Source organism: Streptomyces sp. NPDC048352 (assembly GCF_040651895.1).
In the GTDB taxonomy this organism is placed as follows: Bacteria; Actinomycetota; Actinomycetes; order Streptomycetales; family Streptomycetaceae; genus Streptomyces.
The window spans coordinates 94694-117673 of record NZ_JBEZKZ010000006.1 but is presented as its reverse complement, the minus strand read 5'-3'; the positions used below and the strand labels follow the sequence as shown (position 1 = coordinate 117673).

The window sequence follows — 22980 nt, the reverse complement described above, 5'->3', positions numbered from 1 at the left end:
GCACGGGAATGCAGAACGGGTCGGACTCGTCAGAGTCCGACCCGTGGTCATCCAGCACCCATCCAGCACGGCGCGGGTTCGTCCAGCACATCCAGCACCCGCCCGGCTCGGCAAGGTGGTGTACACATGGCACACTCGGTACGCTTGAGCGCATGACACAGCCGCTGCCCATCGAGTCCATCCGCGACGTGCGCGCACACCTGGCTGAAGTCGTGGAGCGCGCGGATCGCGACGACGTACCCACAGTGATCACGCGTCGAGGCAAGGAAGTCGCCGCCGTCGTCTCCATCGAGGTGCTGCGCAAGTACCAGGAGTGGGAAGAGCGCGAGATCAACCGGATCATCGACGAGCGCATGGCCAACCCTGCGCCCGGCATCCCGATCGAGGACATCATGAGGGAGACGCTGGCACGCGGTGAGTGAGTACCGGACCGTCTTCCGCCCCGAGGCGCAGGCCGAGCTGCGGAAGATCCCTCGTGACATGGCGCTGCGCATCCTGGCCAAGCTGACCGAGCTGGAAACCGACCCTCTCGGCTTCAACACCACCGCACTCGTATCCCAGCCCGAGCGACGCCGCCTGCGCGTCGGCGACTATCGCGTCGTCTACACGATCGACAATGGAGAGCTGGTGGTCTGGGCCGTTCATGTCGGACACCGGTCCACCGTTTACGAGACCTGATTGCCGCTGACCCCGCGTCAGGATATCCAGCACCCATCCAGCACGGCGACGGCGAAGGGGTCGGACTCGACACAGTCCGACCCCTTCTGACCTGCATGTTTGCCACGTCAGTGACGTGGTGTTATTTCATCCGCTCAGACGTTGAAGCGGAACTCCACCACGTCGCCGTCCTGCATGACGTAGTCCTTGCCCTCCATGCGGGCCTTGCCCTTGGCGCGGGCTTCGGTGACCGAGCCGCATTCGACCAGGTCCGCGAAGGAGATGACCTCCGCCTTGATGAAGCCGCGCTGGAAGTCGGTGTGGATGACGCCCGCCGCCTCCGGGGCCGTGGCGCCCTGCTTGATGGTCCAGGCGCGGGTTTCCTTCGGGCCGGCCGTCAGGTACGTCTGGAGGCCCAGGGTGGCGAAGCCGACGCGGCCGAGGGTGGCGAGGCCGGGCTCCTCCTGGCCGACGGACTGGAGGAGCTCGAGGGCCTCCTCGTCGTCCAGCTCCGCGAGGTCCGCCTCCAGCTTCGCGTTCAGGAAGATCGCCTCGGCCGGGGCGACCAGGGCGGACTGCTCCGCCTTGAAGGCCTCGTCCGTCAGCTCGTCCTCGTCCACGTTGAAGACGTACAGGAACGGCTTCGTGGTGAGCAGGTGGAGCTCGTGGAGGAGGTCGCCCTGCTCCGTGCCCTTGGTGATGCCCTTCGAGAAGAGGGTGTCGCCCGCCTCGAGGATCTTCTTGGCCTCGACGACCGCCGCCAGGACCGCGACCTTGTCCTTCTGGAGGCGGGACTCCTTCGTCAGGCGCGGCTCGGCCTTCTCGATGGACTGGAGGTCGGCGAGGATCAGCTCGGTGTTGATCGTCTCGATGTCGTCCTTCGGCGAGACCTTGCCGTCGACGTGGACGACGTTCTCGTCCTTGAAGGCCCGGATGACCTGGCAGATCGCGTCCGACTCGCGGATGTTCGCCAGGAACTTGTTGCCCAGGCCCTCGCCCTCCGACGCGCCGCGCACGATGCCGGCGATGTCGACGAAGTCGACGGTGGCCGGGAGGACCTTCTGCGAACCGAAGATGCCGGCCAGGACCGCGAGGCGCGGGTCCGGGACGCCCACGACGCCGACGTTCGGCTCGATGGTGGCGAACGGGTAGTTGGCCGCCAGCACGTCGTTCTTGGTCAGGGCGTTGAACAGGGTCGACTTGCCGACATTCGGCAGGCCGACGATTCCGATCGTGAGCGACACGTTGGCGACTTCCCGTAGCTGGAGGGGGCGGCGGCCCGGAGGTGGGCCACCGGACAGTTTACTTTCCGATGAGCGGGGGTGGACGTACGCGTGTCCGGCCCGGGATTCCGCCGTCGTCCCGCCTAGTTTGGTGGGGTGGAGCAATACAGGATGCGTTCGGTACGTCACCCCCGGGCGTCCGCCCAGGTGCCCGCCCAGGCCCGGCGGCCCGCCGCGCCCCGGCGCATGCCGCGGCGGACGCCCCGGCGGATGCCCCGGCCCCTGCTGACCGGGTTCGGCGGCGGGCTGCTGGCCTGCCTGGCGATGCTGCTGGTCGCCGGGGTCTGCCGGCTGCTCTTCGGCTCCTCGCTGTTCGCGTACGGGCTGCTCTTCCTGCCCGTCGCCGCCGCGGTCGCCGTGTGGGTGCGGCCGGCGGACCTGATCACCGCGCCGATCTCGGCCCCCATCGCCTTCGCCGCCGGGGTGTGGCCCGTCTCGGACGGCTCCGGCGGCTTCGGCGGGCAGCTCATGGGGGTGGTGTCCGCGCTGTCCCTGCACGCCGGGTGGCTGTACGCGGGGACGCTGGCCGCCGCCCTGATCGCGCTGGTGCGCCGGGCCGCCCTGAGCGGGCGCAAGCGTGCCGCCCGTCAGCAGCGCAGGGCCGCCGGCGCCCGCCTCCTGACCCCGCGCCCCTGACGACCCGCGCTCCTGACGACCGGCGCCTACCGCCCTTCCCGGTCGCGCGCCGCCATCGCCGCGCCCACGATCCCCGCGTTGTTCTGGAGCTCCGCCGGGACGATCGGCGCCCGGATCCCCGTGATCAGCGGGAGGAACTTCTCCGGCTTGCGGCTGACGCCGCCGCCGAGGATGAACAGGTCCGGGGAGAAGAGCATCTCGACGTGCGCCAGGTACTTCTCCAGCCGGTGCGCCCAGCGCTCCCAGGTGAGGTCCCCGTCCTCCTTGGCCTTGACCGAGGCGCGGGTCTCCGCGTCGTGGCCCTTGAGCTCCAGGTGGCCCAGCTCCGTGTTCGGCACGAGCCGGCCGTCCCGGAACAGCGCGCTGCCGATGCCCGTGCCCAGGGTGAGCAGGGCCACCGTGCCCGCGACCCCGCGCCCCGCCCCGTACGTGATCTCCGCGACGCCCGCCGCGTCCGCGTCGTTCAGGACGGTGACCGCCCTGCCGTCCAGCCGGGCGGACAGCAGCGCCGCCGCGTCGACGCCCACCCAGCCCTTGTCCATGTTGGCCGCCGTCCGGATGACGCCGTCCGTGACCACGCCCGGGAAGGTGACGCCGACCGGGCCCTGCCAGGAGAAGGCGTCCACCACCTCCGCGACGCACCCGGCCACCCCCTCGGGGGTGGCCGGCTGTGGTGTCGGTACCTTGTGGCGCTCCTGCGCCAGTTCGCCGCGCTCCAGGTCCACAGGAGCGCCCTTGATGCCGGTACCACCGATGTCCACACCGAAGATCTGCATGGGCATACGGTACGAAAGGAGTTACTTGTCGGCGACCAGTTGCGCGGCCTCGGCGCGCAGGTCGCGGCGCAGCTCCTTGGGCAGCGAGAAGACGATCGACTCCTCGGCGGTCTTGACGATCTCCACGTCGGCGTAGCCGCGCTCCGCGAGCCACTCCAGCACCTGCTCGACCAGCACCTCCGGCACGGAGGCGCCCGAGGTCAGGCCGACCGTGGTGACGCCCTCCAGCCAGGCCTCGTCGATCTCGCTCGCGAAGTCGACCAGGTGGGCGGCGCGGGCGCCGGCGTCCAGGGCGACCTCGACCAGGCGGATGGAGTTCGAGGAGTTCTTGGACCCGACGACGATGACCAGGTCGGACTCGGCGCCCATCACCTTCACCGCGGCCTGCCGGTTCGAGGTGGCGTAGCAGATGTCGTCGCTGGGCGGGGAGACGAGCAGGGGGAACTTCTGCTTCAGCGCGTCGACGGTCTCCATGGTCTCGTCGACCGAGAGGGTGGTCTGGGAGAGCCAGACGACCTTCGACTCGTCGCGCACCTCGACCTTGGCCACGTCGTCCGGGCCGTCCACGATGGTGATGTGGTCCGGGGCCTCGCCGGAGGTGCCGATGACCTCCTCGTGGCCCTCGTGGCCGATGAGGAGGATGTCGAAGTCCTCGTTGGCGTAGCGGATCGCTTCCTTGTGGACCTTGGTGACGAGCGGGCAGGTCGCGTCGATCGTCGCGAGCTTGCCGCGCGCCGCCTCCTCGTGGACCACCGGCGCCACGCCGTGCGCGGAGAACATCACGATGGAGCCCGGCGGGACCTCCTCCGTCCGCTCGACGAAGACGGCGCCCTTCCTCTCCAGCGTCTGGACGACGTACTTGTTGTGCACGATCTCGTGGCGGACGTAGACCGGAGCACCGTACTGCTCGAGGGCCTTCTCGACAGCGATCACGGCACGGTCCACGCCCGCGCAGTAACCGCGCGGGGCGGCGAGCAGGACGCGGCGGGAGGCGGGAGCAGGGGCGGGAGCAGTCATGCGCTCCATCGTACGGGGGTCTCCAGCAGGCCGTACGTCGCCCGTTCGGCACAGACTTGGCCGAACGTCCGTCCCGACCGCCACCCGGAGGAACGATGGCATCCGCTACGGAATCCCGCACCGCGGCCCCCGCGGCGCTGCGGCGGAGCCTGGGCTTCCGGGATCTGGTGGTCTACGGGCTGCTCTTCATCGCGCCCATGGCCCCGGTGGGGGTCTTCGGCGCGCTCGACGCCAGGTCGCACGGGGCGGTGGCCCTCGTCTACCTCGTCGCGACCGCCGCCATGGCCTTCACCGCCTTCTCGTACGCGCAGATGGTCCGGGTGGCCCCGCGGGCGGGGTCGGTCTTCACGTACGCCCGCAGGGGGCTCGGCGAGGGGGCGGGGCTGATCGCCGGATGGATGGCGATGCTCGACTACCTGCTGATCCCGGCGGTGGCGTACCTGTTCTCCGGCATCGCGATGCACGCGCTGGTGCCGGAGGTGTCGCGGTGGGTGTGGACGGCGCTGGCGGTGGCGGTCACCACCGCGCTGAACCTGTGGGGCGTACGGGTGGCCGCGCGGGTGGGCTTCGCCGTGCTGGCGATGGAGATCGCGGTGCTGCTCGTGTTCGTGGTGGCGGCGGTGACCGTGCTGGTCCGGGACGGGGCGCGGCGCGGCTGGCTCTCCCCGCTGCTCGGCGACGGCTCGCCGGGCTTCTCGGCGGCCGCCGTGCTGGGCGCGGTGTCCGTCGCGGTCCTGTCGTACCTGGGCTTCGACGCCATCGCCTCCTTCGCGGAGGAGGTCACCGGGGGCAGCGCCCGGGTGGCCCGGGCGGTGCTGTTCTGCCTGGCGCTGACCGGGGTGCTGTTCGTCGCGCAGACCTACCTCGCGGCGCTGCTGGCGCCGGTGTCCCCGGCGGAGCTGGCGGCGGAGCCCGCCCGGCAGGGGCCGGCCTTCTACGACGCGGTCGAGACCTCGGTCGGGCCCTGGCTGCACGACCTGGTGGCGGTGAGCAAGGCGGTCGGGGCGGCGTTCGCGGCGCTGGCCGGGCAGGCGGCGGCGGGGCGGCTGCTGTTCGCGATGGCCCGGGAGCGGCGGTTGCCGGGCGCGCTGGCGCGCACGTCGGGCGGCACCCCGAGGGCGGCGCTGCTGGTGTCGGCCGCGGTGACGCTGGTCGCGGCGGTGTGGGCGGCCCGGCGCGACGACGGGCTGGACCACCTGGTCTCCGTGGTGGACATCGGGGCGCTGGTGGCGTTCACCCTGCTGCACGCCTCGGTGGTGGGGTGGTTCGTGGTCCGGCGGGCGCAGGGGGCTCCGGTGTGGTGGAAGCACCTGGTGGTGCCGGTGCTGGGGGCGGCGGTGACCGTGGCGGTGATCGCGGCGGCCTCCTGGACGGCGCAGCTGGTGGGGGCGGTGTGGCTGCTGGCGGGGCTGGGGGTGCTGCTGGTCCAGCGGGGGCGTCCGGGGGGCGTGCCGGACGCCGACATCCCGCCCCGGGCCTGAGACGCTGTCAGCCGCGCCGGTTAGCCTGCCTGCATGGGTCTCAATACGTCGGCTGATGCGCCGCTGCCGGTCGCTAAGGTGTCCCGGCTCATCGGGGGCTGGATCGACCGGCTGGGCCAGGTGTGGGTGGAGGGGCAGATCACGCAGCTGTCCCGGCGGCCGGGGGCCGGGGTGGTGTTCCTGACGCTGCGCGACCCGTCGCACGACGTCTCCGTCAGCGTGACCTGCTTCCGCCAGGTCTGGGACGAGGTCGCGGACCTGGTCTCCGAGGGCGCGCGGGTCGTCGTACTGGCCAAGCCGGAGTGGTACGCCCCGCGCGGGCAGCTGTCCCTGCGGGTGAGCGAGATCCGCCCGGTCGGCATCGGCGAGCTGCTGGCGCGCCTGGAGCGGCTGAAGCGGTCGCTGGCCGCCGAGGGGCTGTTCGCGCTGGACCGCAAGAAGCCGCTGCCGTTCCTCCCGCAGCTGATCGGGCTGGTGGTGGGGCGGGCCTCGGCGGCCGAGCGGGACGTGCTGGAGAACGCGCGGCGGCGCTGGCCGGCGGTCCGCTTCGAGGTCCGCAACGTCGCCGTGCAGGGGGTGCACGCGGTGCCCCAGGTGGTGCGGGCGGTCAAGGAGCTGGACGCGCGGCCCGATGTGGACGTGATCATCGTGGCGCGGGGCGGCGGAAGCGTGGAGGACCTGCTGCCCTTCTCCGACGAGGAGGTCGTACGGACGGTGGCGGCCGCCCGCACCCCGGTGGTCTCGGCGATCGGGCACGAGCCGGACTCCCCGCTGCTGGACCTGGTCGCGGACCTGCGGGCCTCCACGCCCACGGACGCGGCGAAGAAGGTGGTCCCGGACGTCGGGGAGGAGCTGGAGCGGGTGCGCCAGCTCCAGGGGCGGGGGCTGCGCGCCCTGCGCTCCCTGCTCGACCGGGAGGAGCGGGGGCTGGAGCACTGCCTCGCGCGCCCGGTGTTCGTGCACCCGCAGCGGATGGTGGAGACCCGGGAGGCCGAGCTGGAGGCCCTGCTGGCCCGCAGCCGGCGCACGCTCGGGCACCTGCTGGACCGGGCCGAGTCGGAGCTGGAGCACACCCGCGCCCGGGTGGTCGCGCTGTCTCCGGCGGCCACCCTGGAGCGCGGGTACGCGGTGCTCCAGCGGGCGGACGGGCACGTGGTGCGGGCGCCCGGGGAGGTCGCGGCGGGCGAGGTGCTGCGCGCGCGGGTCGCGGAGGGCGAGTTCGCGGTGGCGGTCGCGCGGCCCGGCGAGGCCCGGTCCGGCGAGGCCTCGGACGGGGCGCTGGAGTCCGGCTCGAGCGCCGGCGCAGCCCCGCTAGAGAACTGACACATTCCACTCAATTCGATGCACGGCACACCTACGATGGGACACGGGGAATGACAGACACCGACAGGGCGCTGGGGTACGAACAGGCCCGCGACGAGCTCGTCGAGGTCGTCCGCAGGCTGGAGGCCGGCGGCACCTCCCTGGAGGACTCGCTGGCGCTCTGGGAGCGCGGCGAGGAGCTGGCGCAGGTCTGCCGGCACTGGCTCGAAGGGGCCCGCGCCCGGCTGGACTCGGCGCTCGCGGCCCGGGAGGCGGCGGCCGGGGAGGCCGAGGACGGCCGCGAGGAGTGATCCGCCCCACCCGACCGGGAGAGTTAGTTGAAATTTCATCTACTTTCCCCTTACAGTCGGAGACACCGCACCACTCCGCAAAGAAGAAGGCCTACCGATGTCTCTCGTGCTCGACGCCGCTGCTCAGGACCTGCTGTTCCGCGAGGCCCGCACCGCCAACTCGTTCACCGACGAGCCCGTCACGGACGAGCAGGTCCAGGCGATCTACGACCTGGTCAAGTACGGCCCGACCGCCTTCAACGCGACCCCGCTGCGCGTCACCCTGGTCCGCTCCCCCGAGGCCCGCGAGCGCCTGGTGAGCTTCATGTCGGACGGCAACAAGGCCAAGACGGCCGCCGCCCCCCTGGTCGCCATCCTCTCCGCGGACAACGAGTTCCACGAGGAGTTCGACACCCTCCTGCCGCACTACCCGCAGGTCAAGGACTACTTCACCGAGCGCCCGGTGCGCGAGGGCTTCGCCGGCATGAACGCCGCGCTGCAGGCCGCGTACTTCATCGTGGGCGTGCGCGCCGCCGGCCTGGCCGCCGGCCCGATGACCGGCGCCGACCTGGAGGGCATCCGCAAGGAGTTCCTCGACGACGACCACACCGCGCTGATGGTCGTCAACATCGGCAAGCCCGGCGAGAGCGCCTGGTTCGACCGCAGCCCGCGCCTGGCCTACGACGAGGTCATCACCACCGTCTGAGCCGGTGAGCACGAAGGCCGCCCGCCCCGGGATCCCGGGGCGGGCGGCCTTTTCGTCGTGCGCGCCGTACGTCCTGCGGCGCCTACGGGGTCTGCGGCCCCTGCTTGAACTCCAGCGCCGCCGCCATCGCGCCCAGCTGCTCGAAGGAGGCCGTGCCCGTCACCACGGTCACGTACCCCTGCTCCTGCCGGACGAGCGCGTCGTACTTCTCGCCGTCCCAGCGCTCCCAGGCGCGGTCGCCGACCTGCTGGCTCTGCCCGGTGGCCGCCGCCCGCTGGGTGATCCCGGCCACGTTCTTGGCGGAGGTGTCGGTGGACTGCTCCACGGCCACGTACTGCTTGTCCGGGTCCTGGAAGCCCAGGTGCCAGGCGTTCGCGTTCTTGCGCTCGAACGTCACCGAGGTCGCCCGCCACTGCTCCGGAAGGCCCACCGGCACGGCCACGGGGTACGGAGCCGCACGCCGGGCCGTCAGGGCCTCCACCCGGTAGTCCACCGTGCGCGTCGGGTCGGCCGTGTCGTCATGGGGGACGAAGATGTAGATGCCCGCCACGACCACGCCGATCACCGCCAGCGACCGGACCATGTCCCAGACCGTCTGCTTGCCTTTCATACCTGCCACCGCACCATCGTCCCGCATCGCCCGGGGCGATCACCGCCGGGGTGGGCGTGGCGGCCCCTGCGGGTGTCCCGCCAGGGGCGCGCGGTGTCCGCTCAGCCGGACACCATGACCGATATTCCGCTCATACGTGACCCGGTCTGCTCAATATGTCGACCAACCGATAGAGTTCCAGCACCCTCACATCCCGGCCGTCGTCGTACAGAAAGGTGCGCTCCGATGACCGAGCACAACCTGCCGCCCCAGCTCGAAGTGGCTCCCGATTCGCCCGACCGCAACCTCGCCCTGGAACTCGTACGGGTCACCGAGGCCGCGGCCCTCGCCGCGGGCCGGTGGGTCGGCCGCGGCGACAAGATCGGCGCGGACGGCGCCGCGGTCAACGCCATGCGCACCCTGATCTCCACCGTTTCGATGAACGGCGTCGTCGTCATCGGCGAGGGGGAGAAGGACGAGGCCCCCATGCTGTTCAACGGCGAGCGCGTCGGCGACGGCACCGGTGCCGAGGTCGACATCGCCGTGGACCCGATCGACGGCACCACCCTGAACGCCAAGGGCATGCCGAACGCCATCGCCGTCCTCGCGGCCGCCGACCGCGGCACCATGTTCGACCCGTCCGCGGTCTTCTACATGGACAAGCTGGTCACCGGCCCCGAGGCCGCCGACTTCGTCGACATCAACGCGCCCGTCTCGGTGAACATCCGCCGGGTCGCCAAGGCCAAGAACATCGCCCCCGAGGACGTCACGGTCGTCATCCTGGACCGCCCGCGCCACGAGGGCATCGTCAAGGAGATCCGCGAGACCGGCGCCCGGATCAAGTTCATCTCCGACGGCGACGTCGCCGGCTCGGTCATGGCCGTGCGCGAGGGCACCGGCGTCGACCTGCTGATGGGCATCGGCGGCACCCCCGAGGGCATCATCTCGGCCTGCGCCATAAAGTGCCTCGGCGGCGTCATCCAGGGCAAGCTGTGGCCCAAGGACGAGGCCGAGCGCCAGAAGGCCATCGACGCGGGCCACGACCTGGACCGCGTCCTGACCACCAACGACCTGGTGTCCGGCGAGAACGTCTTCTTCGTCGCCACCGGCATCACGGACGGCGAGCTGCTGCGCGGCGTCCACTACCGCTCGGAGACCGCGACCACGTCCTCGCTGGTCATGCGCTCGAAGTCGGGCACGATCCGGCAGATCGACTCCACGCACCGCCTGTCGAAGCTGCGCGCCTACAGCGGCATCGACTTCGACCGCGCCCAGTAGGAGCGGTCCGGCCGGCGACGGCACGGCGAAGGGGCGGTCCCGGTGCGGGGGGCCGCCCCTTCGGCGTGCGTGCGGTGCGTGCGGTGCGTGCGGTGTTCCCGCGGTGTCGTGCCCGGTTCGGGGCGGCGGTGCGGCGTCGCGCGCCGCGCCTGCGGGCCTTCGCGTTCCGGCGTTCCGTCCGCGCCGGTGCCGCGCTCCCGCGGGGGCCCTGCGTGTCGCCCCCGGTGCCGTGCCCGCTCAGCCCGCCGCGGCGACCGCTCCGGGCGCGCCCGCGCCGGGCAGCAGCTCGGCGGCGCGCCGGCGCCTGCGTCCCAGCACCACCCTGCGCTCGGCGGCGGTGAGTCCGCCCCAGACGCCGTAGGGCTCGGGCTGGAGCAGTGCGTGCTCGCGGCAGGCGACCATCACGGGGCAGCGCGCGCAGACCCTTTTGGCGGCCTCCTCGCGGGCGAGGCGGGCCGCGGTCGGCTCCTTGGACGGCGCGAAGAAGAGGCCCGCCTCGTCCCGGCGGCACACGGCCTCGGTGTGCCATGGGCCGTCCTCCGCCCCGGCCCCGATCCGCGGCTTCGGCACGGCGGCCGGGCGCGTCTGAAGATCCTGGACGGCGACTGCCTGCAGGGACTGATGCGGCGGATGCGGCACGGTCTACTCCTGACGACGTATACGCGAGCGAGAGACGATGCACCAGTCCCTACCCGGGTGGACGTTCCGCTATGCCGGGCGCGCCACCGGGGCGACCGGGTTCGTCCGAAACCGGCCGTTCCGCAGCCGCGTTCAGTCCGGGTGCCGGCGCAGCCGTGCCGCCAGGTCGACCAGGCGCGACCCCCGCTTGGGGCGCGCCTCGATGTTGCCGAGCAGGGCGAAGCCGCGGACGATCACCACGGGTGCCTGCGGGTCGGCGGCCGCGCCCTCGCCGCGCACGTCGAAGTTGCCGAGGACCCCGCTGCCGTAGCCGCGCAGGGTGACGTTCTCCGGGACGAGCACCTCGACGTTGCCGAGGACGCTGGTCACGGTGATCTCGGTGACCTGCTGCTCGAAGACGGCCCCGGTGAGGTCCAGGGTGATGTCGCCCATGACCGAGACCGCGCGGGTGCGCGCGCCGGGGCGCCAGCGGCCCGTGCGGGCGGAGCTGCTGCACACGGCGACCACCGTCTCGACCGGTCCGGCGGCGGGCGGCGGCACCGCCGCGACGGCGGGCGCGGGCGCGGCCGGCCGGGGTGCGGCGGCGGGCGCGGGGAGGTCGCGTACCAGCTGGTCCAGCTCCCCCACCGTCTTGACGGCGTACAGGGTGTCCAGGCGCTCGGAATGCTCCTCGGAGGTCAGCCGGCCCTCCGCGAGGGCGTCGGCGAGGATCCCCGCGATCCGGTCCCGGTCGGCGTCGGAGGCGCGCAGCGCGGGGGGCCCGGCGACGGGCGCGGGGGCAGGGGCGGCGGAGTGCTTTTCCAGGTCCACACGGCCAGCATAGCGAGACACGATAGATCGCGATACTGCTGGGTGAGCCTTACCTCACAGACACGGCGGCCGCGAGAGGTCCTACGCTGGATAGCCGCGCTGCCAATTGGTCGCCAGCGCTGTCTGCCGAGTTGAGGAATGGCTACCGACATGCCGGAGTTCGCGTACACCGACCTGCTGCCCCTGGGCGAGGACACCACCCCCTACCGGCTGGTGACCTCGGAGGGCGTCTCGACCTTCGAGGCCGACGGCCGTACGTTCCTCAAGGTCGAGCCCGAGGCGCTGCGCAAGCTCGCCGCAGAGGCCATCCACGACATCCAGCACTTCCTGCGCCCCGCGCACCTCGCCCAGCTGCGCCGCATCATCGACGACCCGGAGGCGAGCTCGAACGACAAGTTCGTCGCGCTCGACCTCCTGAAGAACGCGAACATCGCGGCGGCCGGCGTCCTGCCGATGTGCCAGGACACGGGCACGGCGATCGTCATGGGCAAGCGCGGCCAGAACGTGCTGACCGAGGGCGGCGACGAGGCGGCGCTCTCGCGCGGCATCTACGACGCGTACACCAAGCTGAACCTGCGCTACTCGCAGATGGCCCCGCTCACCATGTGGGAGGAGAAGAACACCGGCTCGAACCTGCCCGCGCAGATCGAGCTGTACGCGACCGACGGCGGCGCGTACAAGTTCCTCTTCATGGCCAAGGGCGGCGGCAGCGCCAACAAGTCCTTCCTCTACCAGGAGACGAAGGCGGTCCTCAACGAGGCCTCCATGATGAAGTTCCTGGAGGAGAAGATCCGCTCGCTCGGCACGGCCGCCTGCCCGCCGTACCACCTGGCGATCGTGGTCGGCGGCACCTCGGCCGAGCACGCGCTCAAGACCGCCAAGTACGCCTCCGCGCACTACCTGGACGAGCTGCCCACCGAGGGCTCGGCGCTGGGCCACGGCTTCCGCGACCTGGACCTGGAGCAGCAGGTCTTCGAGCTGACCCAGAAGATCGGCATCGGGGCGCAGTTCGGCGGCAAGTACTTCTGCCACGACGTGCGCGTCGTCCGCCTCCCCCGCCACGGCGCCTCGCTCCCGGTCGCGATCGCCGTCTCCTGCTCGGCGGACCGCCAGGCGGTCGCGAAGATCACCGCCGAGGGCGTCTTCCTGGAGCAGCTGGAGACGGACCCGGCGCGCTTCCTGCCGGACACCGAGGACGCGCACCTCGACGAGTCGGCCGACGTGGTGAAGATCGACCTGAACCAGCCGATGGACGAGATCCTGGCGACCCTGACCAAGCACCCGGTCAAGACCCGGCTGTCCCTCACCGGACCCCTGGTCGTGGCCCGCGACATCGCGCACGCCAAGATCAAGGAGCGGCTGGACGCGGGCGAGGGCATGCCGCAGTACCTCAAGGACCACCCGGTGTACTACGCCGGCCCCGCGAAGACCCCCGAGGGCTACGCGTCCGGCTCCTTCGGCCCGACGACGGCCGGCCGCATGGACAGCTACGTCGAGCAGTTCCAGGCGGCGGGCGGCTCCAAGGTCATGCTGGCCAAGGGCAACCGCTCGCAGCAGGTGACGGACGCGTGCGGCACGCACGGCGGCTTCTACCTCGGCTCGATCGGCGGCCCGGCGGCCCGCCTGGCGCAGGACTGCATCAAGAAGGTCGAGGTCCTGGAGTACGAGGAGCTCGGCATGGAGGCGGTCTGGAAGATCGAGGTCGAGGACTTCCCGGCCTTCATCGTGGTCGACGACAAGGGCAACGACTTCTTCCAGAACCCGGCCCCGGAGCCCACCTTCACCCACATCCCGGTCCGCGGCCCGGGCCTGTAGCCGGTGTCGTGAGGGCCCCCTTCCCCGCCCGGGGGGAGGGGGCCCTCGCGCGTGCCGGTGCCGGCCCCGGCGGCGGGTTAACGTCGGGGGCACCGGCCTGCCCCTGGCCGTTCATCCCGGTTCGCAAGGATTCCCGTATGGCACCGACGACCTCGTACTCCCGCACCGCGCGCGCCGTCCGCGTCGTCGCCCATCGCGGGGCCTCGCACGAGCATCCCGAGCACACCATCGAGGCCTACCGGCAGGCCGTCGCCGACGGGGCCGACGCCCTCGAGTGCGATGTGCGGCTCACCGCCGACCGTAGGCTCGTCTGTGTGCACGACCGGACCGTGGAGCGGACCTCCGACGGGCGCGGGGCCGTCTCGGCGATGACGTACGAGGAGCTGTCCGCCTTCGACTTCGGCCGGTGGAAGGGCGAGGCGCACCGCGGGGCCCGGGTGCTGCTGTTCGAGGACCTGCTCAAGGAGGCGCTCGCCGCGGACCGGCCGGTCGGGCTGGCGGTGGAGACCAAGCACCCCACCCGGGCCGGCGGCCGGCTGGAGGCCGAGCTGGTGCGGATGCTGCGGGACCACGGGCTGGCCGACGGCAGGTCCGGTCTGGTCGAGGTGATGAGCTTCTCGCGCGGTGCGCTGACCCGGCTGCACCGGCTCGCGCCGGGGCTTCCCGCGGTCCACCTGATCGAGCGCCGGCTGCGGGCCCCGCGCCCGCCGTTCGCGGGGCACGCCGGTCCGGGCATCGACCTGGTCCGCAAGGACCCGGGGCTGGTGGGGCGGTTGAGGGCCAAGGGGCTGCGGGTGCGGGTGTGGACCGTGGACGAGCCCGAGGACGTGGAGCTGTGCGTCCGGCTCGGGGTGGAGACCCTCATCACCAACCGGCCCCGGCAGGTGCGCGAGCAGCTCGCGGCGCTGTGAGGCCGTGGGCTGCCGGTGACGGGGGAACACCCGGCCGGGTGCACTCCGGCCGGGTGTGGGGGGTCCGGTGGCGGTGAGGGGGCTGCGGGGCTACGCGAAGCGCTGGGCCGCCGAGCCGTTGCAGGGCTGCAGGCGCAGCTGCTCGTGGGCGGCGGAGACCGTCAGGCACGTGCCGGGGGCGGAGGCGGGGCGCAGGGTGGCGCCGTCGCGGACGAACTGCTGGTTGGCGCCGCCGTGGCAGTCGTAGAGGATCAGCCCGGTGCCGGCGCGGTAGTCGGCGCCCGGGACGTCCAGGCAGCGGTCGTGGGTGAGCTCGGTGCGGACGGCCTTGCGGGAGGCGTCGTACCACCAGCCCTGGTTGCGGCCGCCGTGGCAGTCCCAGCCCACCACCTTGGTGTCGTTGGCGCTGGAGCCGCCGAAGGAGTCGAGGCAGTTGCCGGTGGCCTCGTTCTTCAGGGGCTTGTAGAGGGAGTCCCAGGCCCCGGCCTGGAGGACGGGCGTGCCGGTGCTCGCAGGGTCGGCGCAGGAGGCCTCGCGCAGGCCGGAGGCGTAGAGCTGGGTCAGACAGGACGCGAAGGCGCCGTGGCCGCGGTAGTTGGGGTGGAAGGACTGGCGGGCGGTGTTCTCGTCCCAGGGGAAGTGGTCGCCGAGGTCGAGGTAGAGGCCGCGGGCCCAGGCGTCCTCCATGCAGACCTCGTGGCCGTGGAAGAGCCGCGAGTTGTCCAGGTAGAGCGCGCCGGAGGCGAGGGCCGCCGCGCGCATGCCCTTCTCGAAGGCGGGTACGGCCTGGTTGCGGCCCCAGGCGGCGTCGGAGTCGTAGCCGGCGCAGCCCCCGGGGAGCTTGCCGGGGAAGTTCGGGTTGTCGTAGAAGTCGGGGCCGATGGGGCTGGGGTAGCCCATCACGACGAGCTTGTAGTCGGAGTCGGCGTAGCCGGCGTCGCGCATGACCGTCTTGAGGTCGGCGACGGTCGCCTCGACCTTGGGCTTCAGGCCGTCGACGCGCGCCTGCCAGCCGGGGCCGTACTTGGGCTCGCAGGTGCCCTGGCTGAGCACCCAGCGGGTGACGCAGTCGGTCATGACCGGGCCGAACTGGAGGTCGTCGTTGGCGCCGGCGACCAGCACCACCATCTTGATCCTCGTGTTGCGGGCCTTGACGGCGAGGCTGTCGCTCTGCACCAGTTCGTCGGCGTACTGCTTGCTGCCGCCGATGCGGATGTTGCCCGTGTAGCCGCCGGAGCAGGCGACGTTGAAGGTGAGGTCGGCGGCGATTCCGGTGCGGTGGATGGCCGCGTCCGGCGAGCGGTGGCACTGGTTGGCCGAGGTGTTGGTGGCGGGGTCGTAGTTGCCGGTGCCCTCGCCGGAGATCTCGCTGTCGCCGAGCGAGATGAGGCCGGTCTTGCGGTCGGCGAGGGGCCTGATGGCCGGGTCCCCGTAGATCCTGGTCGCCTCGGCGGCGCGGACGGCCTCCAGCTCCGGCGGCAGGGGGGTGATCGAGCCGGACGCGGCGGGGGCCGCGTGGGCCGTGGGGGTGACGGCCGCGACTCCCCCGAGGGCGGCCGCGAACGCCGCGACGGCGGCGAAGGTAGATCTGAGCCTGGGTTTCGTACGCGCACGTGCCATGAACGCCTCCCCGATGTCGGTGTTACCCCCGGTATTTACTGGCCGGTAGGGGAGATGGGAACAGTTCGAACAAGACAATTGCTCAACTTTTTGAGGAGGCTACGCACATGACCGACGATCAGCAGCCGCAGGAGTACCGCACCGAGCACGACTCCATGGGCGAGGTACGGGTGCCCGCGCACGCCAAGTGGCGTGCCCAGACCCAGCGCGCGGTGGAGAACTTCCCGCTCTCCGGGCAGCGCATCGAGCGCGCCCACATCGAGGCGCTCGCCCGGATCAAGTCCGCGGCTGCCCTGGTCAACGCCAAGCTCGGCGTGGTGGACGGGGACCTCGCCCAGGCGATCCGGTCCGCCGCCGCCGAGGTCGCCGACGGGCGCTGGGACGAGCACTTCCCCGTCGACGTCTTCCAGACCGGGTCGGGGACCTCGTCCAACATGAACGCCAACGAGGTGATCGCCACCCTGGCCACCGAGCGGCTCGGGCGCGAGGTCCACCCCAACGACCACGTCAACGCCTCGCAGAGCTCCAACGACGTCTTCCCCTCGTCGATCCACATCGCCGCCACCGCCGCCGTCTCCCGCGAGCTGGTCCCCGCCCTGGAGCACCTCGCCGCCGCGCTGGAGCGCAAGGCGGAGGAGTTCGCCGAGGTGGTCAAGGCCGGGCGCACGCACCTCATGGACGCCACCCCGGTCACCCTGGGCCAGGAGTTCGGCGGGTACGCCGCCCAGGTCCGCTACGGCGTCGAGCGGCTGCGCTCGGCCCTGCCGAGGCTGGCCGAGCTGCCGCTGGGCGGGACGGCGGTGGGCACCGGCATCAACACGCCGCCCGGGTTCTCGGCGGCCGTGATCGCCGAGGTGGCCGCCGCCACGGGTCTGCCGCTGACCGAGGCGCGCGACCACTTCGAGGCGCAGGGGGCCCGGGACGCGCTGGTGGAGACCTCGGGGGTGCTCCGTACGATCGCCGTCTCGCTCACCAAGATCTGCAACGATCTGCGCTGGATGGCCTCGGGCCCGCGCACCGGATTGGCCGAAATCAATCTGCCGGATCTCCAGCCGGGGTCCTCGATCATGCCGGGAAAGGTCAATCCGGTCGTCCCGGAGGCCGTTCTGATGATCGCCGCACAGGTGATGGGGAACGACGCGACGGTCGCCGTGGCGGGCGCCGCCGGCAACTTCGAGCTCAACGTGATGCTGCCGGTGATGGCCCGGAACCTGCTCGAATCGATCCGGCTGCTCGGCAACGGGAGCCGCCTGCTGGCCGACCGCACCGTGGACGGGATCACCGCCAACTCCGAGCGGGCCAGGGAGTACGCCGAATCCTCGCCCTCGGTGGTGACCCCGCTCAACCGGTACATCGGGTACGAGGAGGCGGCCAAGGTGGCCAAGCGGGCGCTCGCCGAGCGGAAGACGATCAGGGAGGTCGTCCTGGAGTCCGGATACGTCGACCGGGGCGACCTGACCCTCGCTCAGCTGGACGAGGCGCTCGACGTCCTGCGGATGACCCGCCCCTGAAAGCCGTTCCGGACAGGGGCCGAATCCAGTCGTTTACGACCCTCGGCCCCCTCCGTGACCTGCACCGCAGCATCCGGCGGGGCCTCCGCCCTAAGATCTGCGCATGACAGGTACCTACAGCCCCGGGGGCGGCGCGGCGCGGCCCGCCGCACGGGGTGGGACGCGGGAGGCGCACTGGGCGCCCGGGGACCGGATCCTCTGGCGCTACCGCGACCACGCCCCGGGGCTCCGGGGCCGCATCCACATCGCCCGCCCCGTGACGGTGGTGCAGGACACGGACGAGCTGCTCGCGGTGTGGATGGCTCCCGGCACCGAGTGCGTCAAGCCGGTGCTGGCGGACGGCACTCCGGTGCACCGCGAGCCGCTCGCCACCCGGTACACCGCGCCGCGGACCACCGTACGGTCGCACTGGTTCGGCGGGGGCGTGCTGAAACTGGCCCGCCCCGGGCAGCCGTGGTCGGTCTGGCTGTTCTGGGACGGCGACTGGCGGCTCAGGAACTGGTACGTCAACCTCGAGGAGCCGCGCACCCGGTGGGCCGGCGGGGTGGACTCCGTGGACCACTTCCTCGACATCGCCGTCTACCCCGACCGCAGCTGGAAGTGGCTGGACGAGGACGAGTTCGCGCAGGCGCAGCGGATCGGGCTGCTGGACCGGCACCAGGCGCAGCGGGTGCGGGACGCGGGGCGCGCGGCGGTGGACGTCGTGAAGGCCTGGGGGGCTCCGTTCTGCGACGGCTGGCAGGACTGGAGGCCCGATCCGGCCTGGGGAGTTCCGGTTTTGCCCGAGGACTGGGACCGCACCCCGGCGCATATGACCTCATGAGACCCTTGATGCGCCCCCGGGGTTCAAACGTAGGATCGTCCTCCGCCGGTCGTACGCGGGGGGTCTCCGCGGTCCCGTATCCGTAAATGACCTGCGGCGACCGGGACTTGACCGGAGGTCGACGCGAGCGAAAGGTAACGAGCGGGACGCGGTACCCGGGGGTGGTGGTGCCCCCGCCGCTGAGCGGGTATACCGCGACTGACCGAGTTGAGTGCAGCGCACATCGAGCGCAAACGGACGGAATTCCACGCGTGACGGAGTACCCCACCTCCCAGGAGGGCCCGCAGCCCGCCGTCGCCTCCGGCGGGGGTACGGACGAGCTCGGCCACGGCAAGGCCCCCATCGCGGCCGCCGAGGCCGTACGCACGCATGCCGACTTCCCGCGCCCGCGCGGCACCACCGGCGAGGGCTCCGGGCACGGCCCGGCGGACACCGGCCCGGCGGCCGCGCGCAGCCGCGACGGCGAGGCCGCCCGCAACGCGGGCCGGCGCGGGCCGCAGACCGACGGGGTCCCGGCCGGGCCGTCCGGCGCCGAGGCCGCCGTACGGGCGGTGGTGGACGCGGCTCCGGGCACCGGTGTCGGCGCGGCCGGCGCGGGCTCCGGTTCCGGGCCGGGCCACGGCCCGGGTGAGGTCGGCGTGGCCCGCCGCGAGGGCGACCGGCTGCGCTTCGTCGGCGCCGCGACGCGCCGGATCGCGCGCGGCATCGACCTCGACGAGATCGTGCTCGGCCTGTGCCGGGCGACCGTGCCGACCTTCTCCGACGCCATCCTGGTCTACCTGCGCGACCCGCTGCCCGTCGGCGACGAGCGGCCCGTCGGCCCGGTCGTCTTAAGGCTGCGCCGCACCGACCGGCTCCGGCCGATCGACGACCTCACCGACGCCGCCGAGGGCGCCGGGGCCGCGGGGGGCCCCGGCGAGCTCGACTTCAGCCAGCTGCCGCTGGTCGGGCCGCAGGGCGACCTGCCCGCGGCCGAGCTGTGCGAGATCCGGCCCGGCGGGGCCCTCGCCGAGGTGCTGCGCGGCGTACGGCCGGTGTTCGGGTCGGCCGCCGGGGCCAAGGACGCGCTGCCAGAGCTGCTGGGCGCCGACCATCCGGTGCCGCGCGGCCAGCGGGCCATCCTGGCCCCGCTGCGGGGCCGCCGCCGCGTGATCGGCGCGGCGGTGTTCCTGCGCACCCCGGACCGGGACGCCTTCGAGCAGAACGACCTGCTCGTCGCCGCGCAGCTGGCCACGCACACCGCGCTCGGCATCGACAAGGCCGTGCTCTACGGCCGCGAGGCCTACATCGCCGACGAGCTCCAGCGCACCATGCTGCCCGACGGCCTGCCCCAGCCCACCGGGGTCCGCCTGGCCTCCCGCTACCTGCCCGCCGCCGAGACGGCCCGGGTGGGCGGCGACTGGTACGACGCCATACCGCTGCCGGGCAGCCGGGTGGCGCTGGTGGTCGGTGACGTCATGGGCCACTCCATGACCTCGGCGGCGATCATGGGCCAGCTGCGCACCACCGCCCAGACCCTGGCCCAGCTGGACCTGCCGCCGGCGGAGGTGCTGCACCACCTGGACGAGCAGGCGCAGCGCCTGGGCTCCGACCGCATGGCCACCTGCCTGTACGCGGTCTACGACCCCGTCTCGCACCGCATCACCATCGCCAACGCCGGCCATCCGCCGCCGGTGCTGCTGCACCTGGGCGGCCGCGCCGAGGTGCTGCGCGTACCGCCGGGCGCCCCCATCGGGGTCGGCGGTGTGGACTTCGAGGCCGTGGAGCTGGACGCCCCGGCCGGGGCCACGCTGCTGCTGTACACGGACGGGCTGGTGGAGTCCCGGCTGCGGGACGTGTGGACCGGCATCGAACAGCTGCGGGAGCGGCTCGCCGCCACCGCGCAGCTGACCGGGCTGGACCACCCGCCGCCGCTGGAGGCCCTCTGCGACGACGTGCTGGACATGCTGGGCCCGGGAGACCGGGACGACGACATCGCGCTGCTGGCGGCCCGCTTCGAGGGGATCGCGCCCAGCGACGTGGCGTACTGGTTCCTGGACCCGGAGGAGACCGCTCCGGGCCGGGCCCGCCGGTTCGCCCGGCGGGCGCTGACCCGGTGGGGCCTGGAGGAGCTGAGCGACTCGCTGGAGCTGCTGGTCAGCGAGGTCGTCACCAACGCCGTCCGGTACGCGGAGCGGCCGGTGACGCTGCGCCTGCTGCGCACGGACGTGCTGCGCTGCGAGGTCGGGGACGACTCCCCGCAGCTGCCGCGCCAGCGCAGGGCCCGGGAGACCGACGAGGGCGGGCGCGGCCTGTTCCTGGTCAACCGGCTGGCCCGGCGCTGGGGTGCGACCCGGCTGAGCAGCGGCAAGGTGGTCTGGTTCGAGCTGCCGCTGCCGGGGCCGCACGAGCGGCGCTGACCCCGGACGACCGGTACGGCCGCGGCCCCGCAGCGTCTTCGCTGCGGGGCCGCGGGCCGTTCGGTGCCTAGCGCTGCTGCGGGTTCGGCAGCAGTATCGGCGGGGTGGGGTCCTTCGTCGGGGTCGGGTCCTTCGTCGGCGGCGTCGGCTTCTTCGTCGGCGGCGTCGGGTCCTTGGTGGACGAGGTCGGGTCCGGCTTGCCGGAGCTGCCCGACGGGTCCGGGGTGCCGGACGGGCGGGCGCCGGAGGTCGTCGGCGACGGGGAGACGGTGCCGCTGGGGGTGGCCGACGGGCTGGCGGAGCGCGCGGGCGGCGGGGTGCCCATCTTGGCGTCCGACAGGTCGAACTGGCCCGTGGTCTGGCCCTTCAGCGCGGCCGTCGTGTACGCCTGCCAGATCTGCGCGGGGAAGCTGGAGCCGCCCGCGCGGCCCTTGCCCGCGGTACCGGTCAGGGTGACCTGGTTGTGGGTGTTGGGGTCCTCGCCGAACATGGCGACGACGGTGACCAGTTCCGGGGTGTAGCCGGTGAACCAGGCGGCCACGTTCTTCTCGGTGGTGCCGGTCTTGCCCGCGGCCTCGTAGGCGGAGCTGCGCACGGCCTTGCCGGAGCCGTCCTCGACGACGCCGGTGAGGACCTTGGTGACGGTGTCGGCGGTGGTGCTGGTGAGGACCTGGGAACCGATGGGGGTGACGGGCTTGAACTCGCCGTCCTTGTGCTCGGCCTTCTTGATGATGGTCGGGGTGACCTTCTTGCCGTGGCTGTCGAGCGTGGCGTAGACGGCGGCCATCTCCACGGTGTTGGCGCTCATCGTGCCGAGCGACATGGCGGGCCTGTCCGCGAGCCAGCCCTCACGGTCGACCATGCCGAGGGAGAGCGCCGTCTTCTTCACGTTCGCCGGCTTGGCGTCCACGATCAGCTGGGCGTAGACCGAGTTCACCGAGGAGTTGGTGGCCTCCTGGATGGTGACCATCGGGTCGCCGTAGTTGATGTCGTCCTGGTTCTCCGGGGCGAACGGGGTGTCGCTGCCGACCACGGGGCGCTTGCTGGTGCCGTCGTAGAGGGTGTTCGGGTTGATCGGACGGCCGTCCTGGGTCTTCGCACCGTTCTCCAGGGCGGAGGCCAGCACGATCGGCTTGAAGGTGGAGCCCGGCTGGTAGTCGGTGCGCAGGGCGTTGCTCGCCGACTTCTCGGTCAGGCCCACGCCGCCGTACATCGCGACGATGTAGCCGGTCTTGGCGTCCACGGAGGTGGCGCCGGCCTGGACGCTCTGGTCCTGGGGCCGGTCCTTGGTGTTCTTGCGCTCCAGCTTGGACTCCAGCTCGTCCTGGACGGCCTTCTCCAGGGCGGCCTGCTTCTTCTTGTCGATGGCGAGGGTGATCGTCCAGCCGCCGGCGGCTATCTCGGAGTCCTTGATGCCCTGCCGGTTCATCTCGACCTCGGCGGCCTGGATCAGGTAGCCCTTCTGCCCGTCCATGCCCGGACGCGGCTTGGGCTTGATCGGCTCCTGGAACTTCAGGGTCTGGCGCTTGGCCTTGTCCAGCTTGCCCATCTCGACCATGTTGTCGAGGACGGCGTTGAAGCGGATCATGACCAGCCGCTTGCCGTTGGGGCCGGCGGTCGCCCAGTCGTACTGGCTGGGTGCCTGGATGACGGCGGCGAGGTAGGCGCCCTGCTCCAGGGTCAGCTTCTCGGAGTCGACTCCGTAGTAGGCCTGGGCGGCGGCCTGGATGCCGTACGCGTTGCGGCCGTAGAAGTTGGTGTTCAGGTAGCCGGCCAGGATGTCGGGCTTCTCCATGCGCTGGTCGACCTTGAGGGAGATGATCAGCTCCCGCAGCTTGCGCGTCGGCGACTGGTCCTGGGTCAGGTAGTAGTTCTTGACGTACTGCTGGGTGATCGTCGAACCGCCGGCCGTGCCCTTGCCGCGGACCGTGTTGACCAGGCCCCGGGCCACGCCCATGACGTCGACGCCGCGGTCCTGGTAGAAGGTCTTGTTCTCGATGGCGATGAACGCGGTGCGGACGTCCTCGGGGATCTTGTCGATCGTGACGATCTCGCGGTTCATGTCGCCGGTGCGGGCCATGATCGAGCCGTCGGCGTACTTGTAGGTGTTGCTCTGGAGCGTCGCGGTCTTGTTCGGGTCGCTCGGCTCGTCCACGGAGAAGTAGAGGGCGACGGCGGCGACGACCATGAGGAGGAGTCCGCCGAGGAAAGTCCCCAGGATCGTCTTCCAGTTGAGGAAGCGGCGTATGCCGCTGCGCTTCCCGGTCGCCTTGCCCGCGCGCCCGCCGGCGCGCCCGCTCGGCGCTTTCCGCGCACCGCGTTGCTGCTGCGCCCGTCGCGCATCTGCTCGGCCCATCGCTCCCGCTCCGCTCGATTACCCCCCCGACGTCAGCTCAGAAAACTAACACCGCAGGCTGTGACAAAGGTTGATCAACCC

At 72.1% G+C, this 22980-nt stretch carries 21 protein-coding genes; 13 read left to right on the top strand and 8 right to left on the bottom strand.

Features of this window, described 5'->3' with window-relative positions; all coding sequences use genetic code 11:
* The first annotated feature begins 152 nt into the window (after positions 1–152).
* Together AB0D45_RS05730 and AB0D45_RS05725 are read left to right on the top strand one after the other, a co-directional pair.
* Complete coding sequence (locus AB0D45_RS05730; RefSeq protein WP_019434848.1) at positions 153–422, top strand: type II toxin-antitoxin system Phd/YefM family antitoxin; 270 nt, start codon at positions 153–155, stop codon at positions 420–422.
* The gene (locus tag AB0D45_RS05725; protein ID WP_362455417.1) at positions 415–678 is read left to right on the top strand and encodes a type II toxin-antitoxin system RelE/ParE family toxin; all 264 of its coding nucleotides are present in this window, start codon (positions 415–417) and stop codon (positions 676–678) included. The genes AB0D45_RS05730 and AB0D45_RS05725 overlap by 8 nt, the downstream gene beginning before the upstream one ends.
* Positions 679–812: 134 nt before the next feature.
* On the opposite strand, the gene ychF is transcribed toward AB0D45_RS05725, so the two are convergent.
* Positions 813–1901 carry a redox-regulated ATPase YchF gene (gene ychF, locus AB0D45_RS05720; RefSeq protein WP_361598416.1) on the bottom strand — a complete coding sequence of 363 codons (1089 nt, stop codon included), beginning with the start codon at positions 1899–1901 and terminating at the stop codon, positions 813–815.
* Positions 1902–2126: 225 nt separating this feature from the next.
* Between ychF and AB0D45_RS05715 the strand changes: the two genes are divergently transcribed.
* Entirely contained in the window at positions 2127–2576 is a 450-nt protein-coding gene (locus AB0D45_RS05715; RefSeq protein ID WP_362455448.1) for a DUF6542 domain-containing protein, read from the top strand.
* A gap of 26 nt (positions 2577–2602) precedes the next feature.
* Here AB0D45_RS05715 and ppgK read toward each other — a convergent pair whose 3' ends face one another.
* Both ppgK and AB0D45_RS05705 read right to left on the bottom strand, forming a co-directional pair.
* The gene (ppgK, locus tag AB0D45_RS05710; protein ID WP_362455416.1) at positions 2603–3352 is read right to left on the bottom strand and encodes a polyphosphate--glucose phosphotransferase; all 750 of its coding nucleotides are present in this window, start codon (positions 3350–3352) and stop codon (positions 2603–2605) included.
* A 21-nt stretch (positions 3353–3373) separates the two neighbouring features.
* A complete protein-coding gene (locus AB0D45_RS05705) occupies positions 3374–4378 on the bottom strand; it encodes a 4-hydroxy-3-methylbut-2-enyl diphosphate reductase (protein WP_361598422.1) in 1005 nt (334 codons plus the stop codon).
* 86 nt (positions 4379–4464) lie between these two features.
* On the opposite strand from AB0D45_RS05705, the gene AB0D45_RS05700 reads away from it, so the two are divergent.
* The 4 genes from AB0D45_RS05700 (at position 4465) to AB0D45_RS05685 (ending at position 8148) form a co-directional block, all read left to right on the top strand.
* Entirely contained in the window at positions 4465–5850 is a 1386-nt protein-coding gene (locus tag AB0D45_RS05700) for an APC family permease (protein WP_362455415.1), read from the top strand.
* Between the two features lie 33 nt (positions 5851–5883).
* Complete coding sequence (xseA, locus tag AB0D45_RS05695; protein ID WP_362455414.1) at positions 5884–7173, top strand: exodeoxyribonuclease VII large subunit; 1290 nt, start codon at positions 5884–5886, stop codon at positions 7171–7173.
* A gap of 50 nt (positions 7174–7223) precedes the next feature.
* Positions 7224–7463, top strand: a complete 240-nt coding sequence (locus AB0D45_RS05690; RefSeq protein ID WP_362455413.1) for an exodeoxyribonuclease VII small subunit — start codon at positions 7224–7226, stop codon at positions 7461–7463.
* A 97-nt stretch (positions 7464–7560) separates the two neighbouring features.
* The gene (locus AB0D45_RS05685) at positions 7561–8148 is read left to right on the top strand and encodes a malonic semialdehyde reductase (protein WP_361598434.1); all 588 of its coding nucleotides are present in this window, start codon (positions 7561–7563) and stop codon (positions 8146–8148) included.
* Between the two features lie 82 nt (positions 8149–8230).
* Here AB0D45_RS05685 and AB0D45_RS05680 read toward each other — a convergent pair whose 3' ends face one another.
* Positions 8231–8758, bottom strand: a complete 528-nt coding sequence (locus tag AB0D45_RS05680) for a DUF4245 domain-containing protein (protein WP_361608925.1) — start codon at positions 8756–8758, stop codon at positions 8231–8233.
* A 225-nt stretch (positions 8759–8983) separates the two neighbouring features.
* Here AB0D45_RS05680 and glpX point away from each other — a divergent pair, with 225 nt between their 5' ends.
* Entirely contained in the window at positions 8984–10015 is a 1032-nt protein-coding gene (glpX, locus tag AB0D45_RS05675; RefSeq protein WP_361608913.1) for a class II fructose-bisphosphatase, read from the top strand.
* Positions 10016–10252: 237 nt separating this feature from the next.
* On the opposite strand, the gene AB0D45_RS05670 is transcribed toward glpX, so the two are convergent.
* Together AB0D45_RS05670 and AB0D45_RS05665 are read right to left on the bottom strand one after the other, a co-directional pair.
* Positions 10253–10585 carry a WhiB family transcriptional regulator gene (locus AB0D45_RS05670; protein ID WP_362455447.1) on the bottom strand — a complete coding sequence of 111 codons (333 nt, stop codon included), beginning with the start codon at positions 10583–10585 and terminating at the stop codon, positions 10253–10255.
* Between the two features lie 201 nt (positions 10586–10786).
* Entirely contained in the window at positions 10787–11464 is a 678-nt protein-coding gene (locus AB0D45_RS05665) for a DUF1707 domain-containing protein (protein WP_362455412.1), read from the bottom strand.
* A gap of 150 nt (positions 11465–11614) precedes the next feature.
* Between AB0D45_RS05665 and AB0D45_RS05660 the strand changes: the two genes are divergently transcribed.
* Entirely contained in the window at positions 11615–13279 is a 1665-nt protein-coding gene (locus tag AB0D45_RS05660; protein WP_362455446.1) for a fumarate hydratase, read from the top strand.
* 137 nt (positions 13280–13416) lie between these two features.
* Complete coding sequence (locus tag AB0D45_RS05655; RefSeq protein ID WP_362455411.1) at positions 13417–14190, top strand: glycerophosphodiester phosphodiesterase family protein; 774 nt, start codon at positions 13417–13419, stop codon at positions 14188–14190.
* Between the two features lie 90 nt (positions 14191–14280).
* Here the strand turns inward: AB0D45_RS05655 and AB0D45_RS05650 are convergent, their stop codons facing one another.
* Positions 14281–15810 carry a ricin-type beta-trefoil lectin domain protein gene (locus AB0D45_RS05650; RefSeq protein WP_362455410.1) on the bottom strand — a complete coding sequence of 510 codons (1530 nt, stop codon included), beginning with the start codon at positions 15808–15810 and terminating at the stop codon, positions 14281–14283.
* Between the two features lie 107 nt (positions 15811–15917).
* Between AB0D45_RS05650 and AB0D45_RS05645 the strand changes: the two genes are divergently transcribed.
* The 3 genes from AB0D45_RS05645 (at position 15918) to AB0D45_RS05635 (ending at position 20543) form a co-directional block, all read left to right on the top strand.
* A complete protein-coding gene (locus AB0D45_RS05645; RefSeq protein WP_362455409.1) occupies positions 15918–17321 on the top strand; it encodes a class II fumarate hydratase in 1404 nt (467 codons plus the stop codon).
* Between the two features lie 103 nt (positions 17322–17424).
* The gene (locus AB0D45_RS05640; protein ID WP_362455408.1) at positions 17425–18144 is read left to right on the top strand and encodes a DUF402 domain-containing protein; all 720 of its coding nucleotides are present in this window, start codon (positions 17425–17427) and stop codon (positions 18142–18144) included.
* 251 nt (positions 18145–18395) lie between these two features.
* Positions 18396–20543, top strand: coding sequence for a SpoIIE family protein phosphatase (locus AB0D45_RS05635; RefSeq protein WP_362455407.1), 2148 nt, complete (start codon positions 18396–18398; stop codon positions 20541–20543).
* A 67-nt stretch (positions 20544–20610) separates the two neighbouring features.
* On the opposite strand, the gene AB0D45_RS05630 is transcribed toward AB0D45_RS05635, so the two are convergent.
* Complete coding sequence (locus tag AB0D45_RS05630; RefSeq protein ID WP_362455406.1) at positions 20611–22899, bottom strand: transglycosylase domain-containing protein; 2289 nt, start codon at positions 22897–22899, stop codon at positions 20611–20613.
* Positions 22900–22980 lie beyond the last annotated feature (81 nt).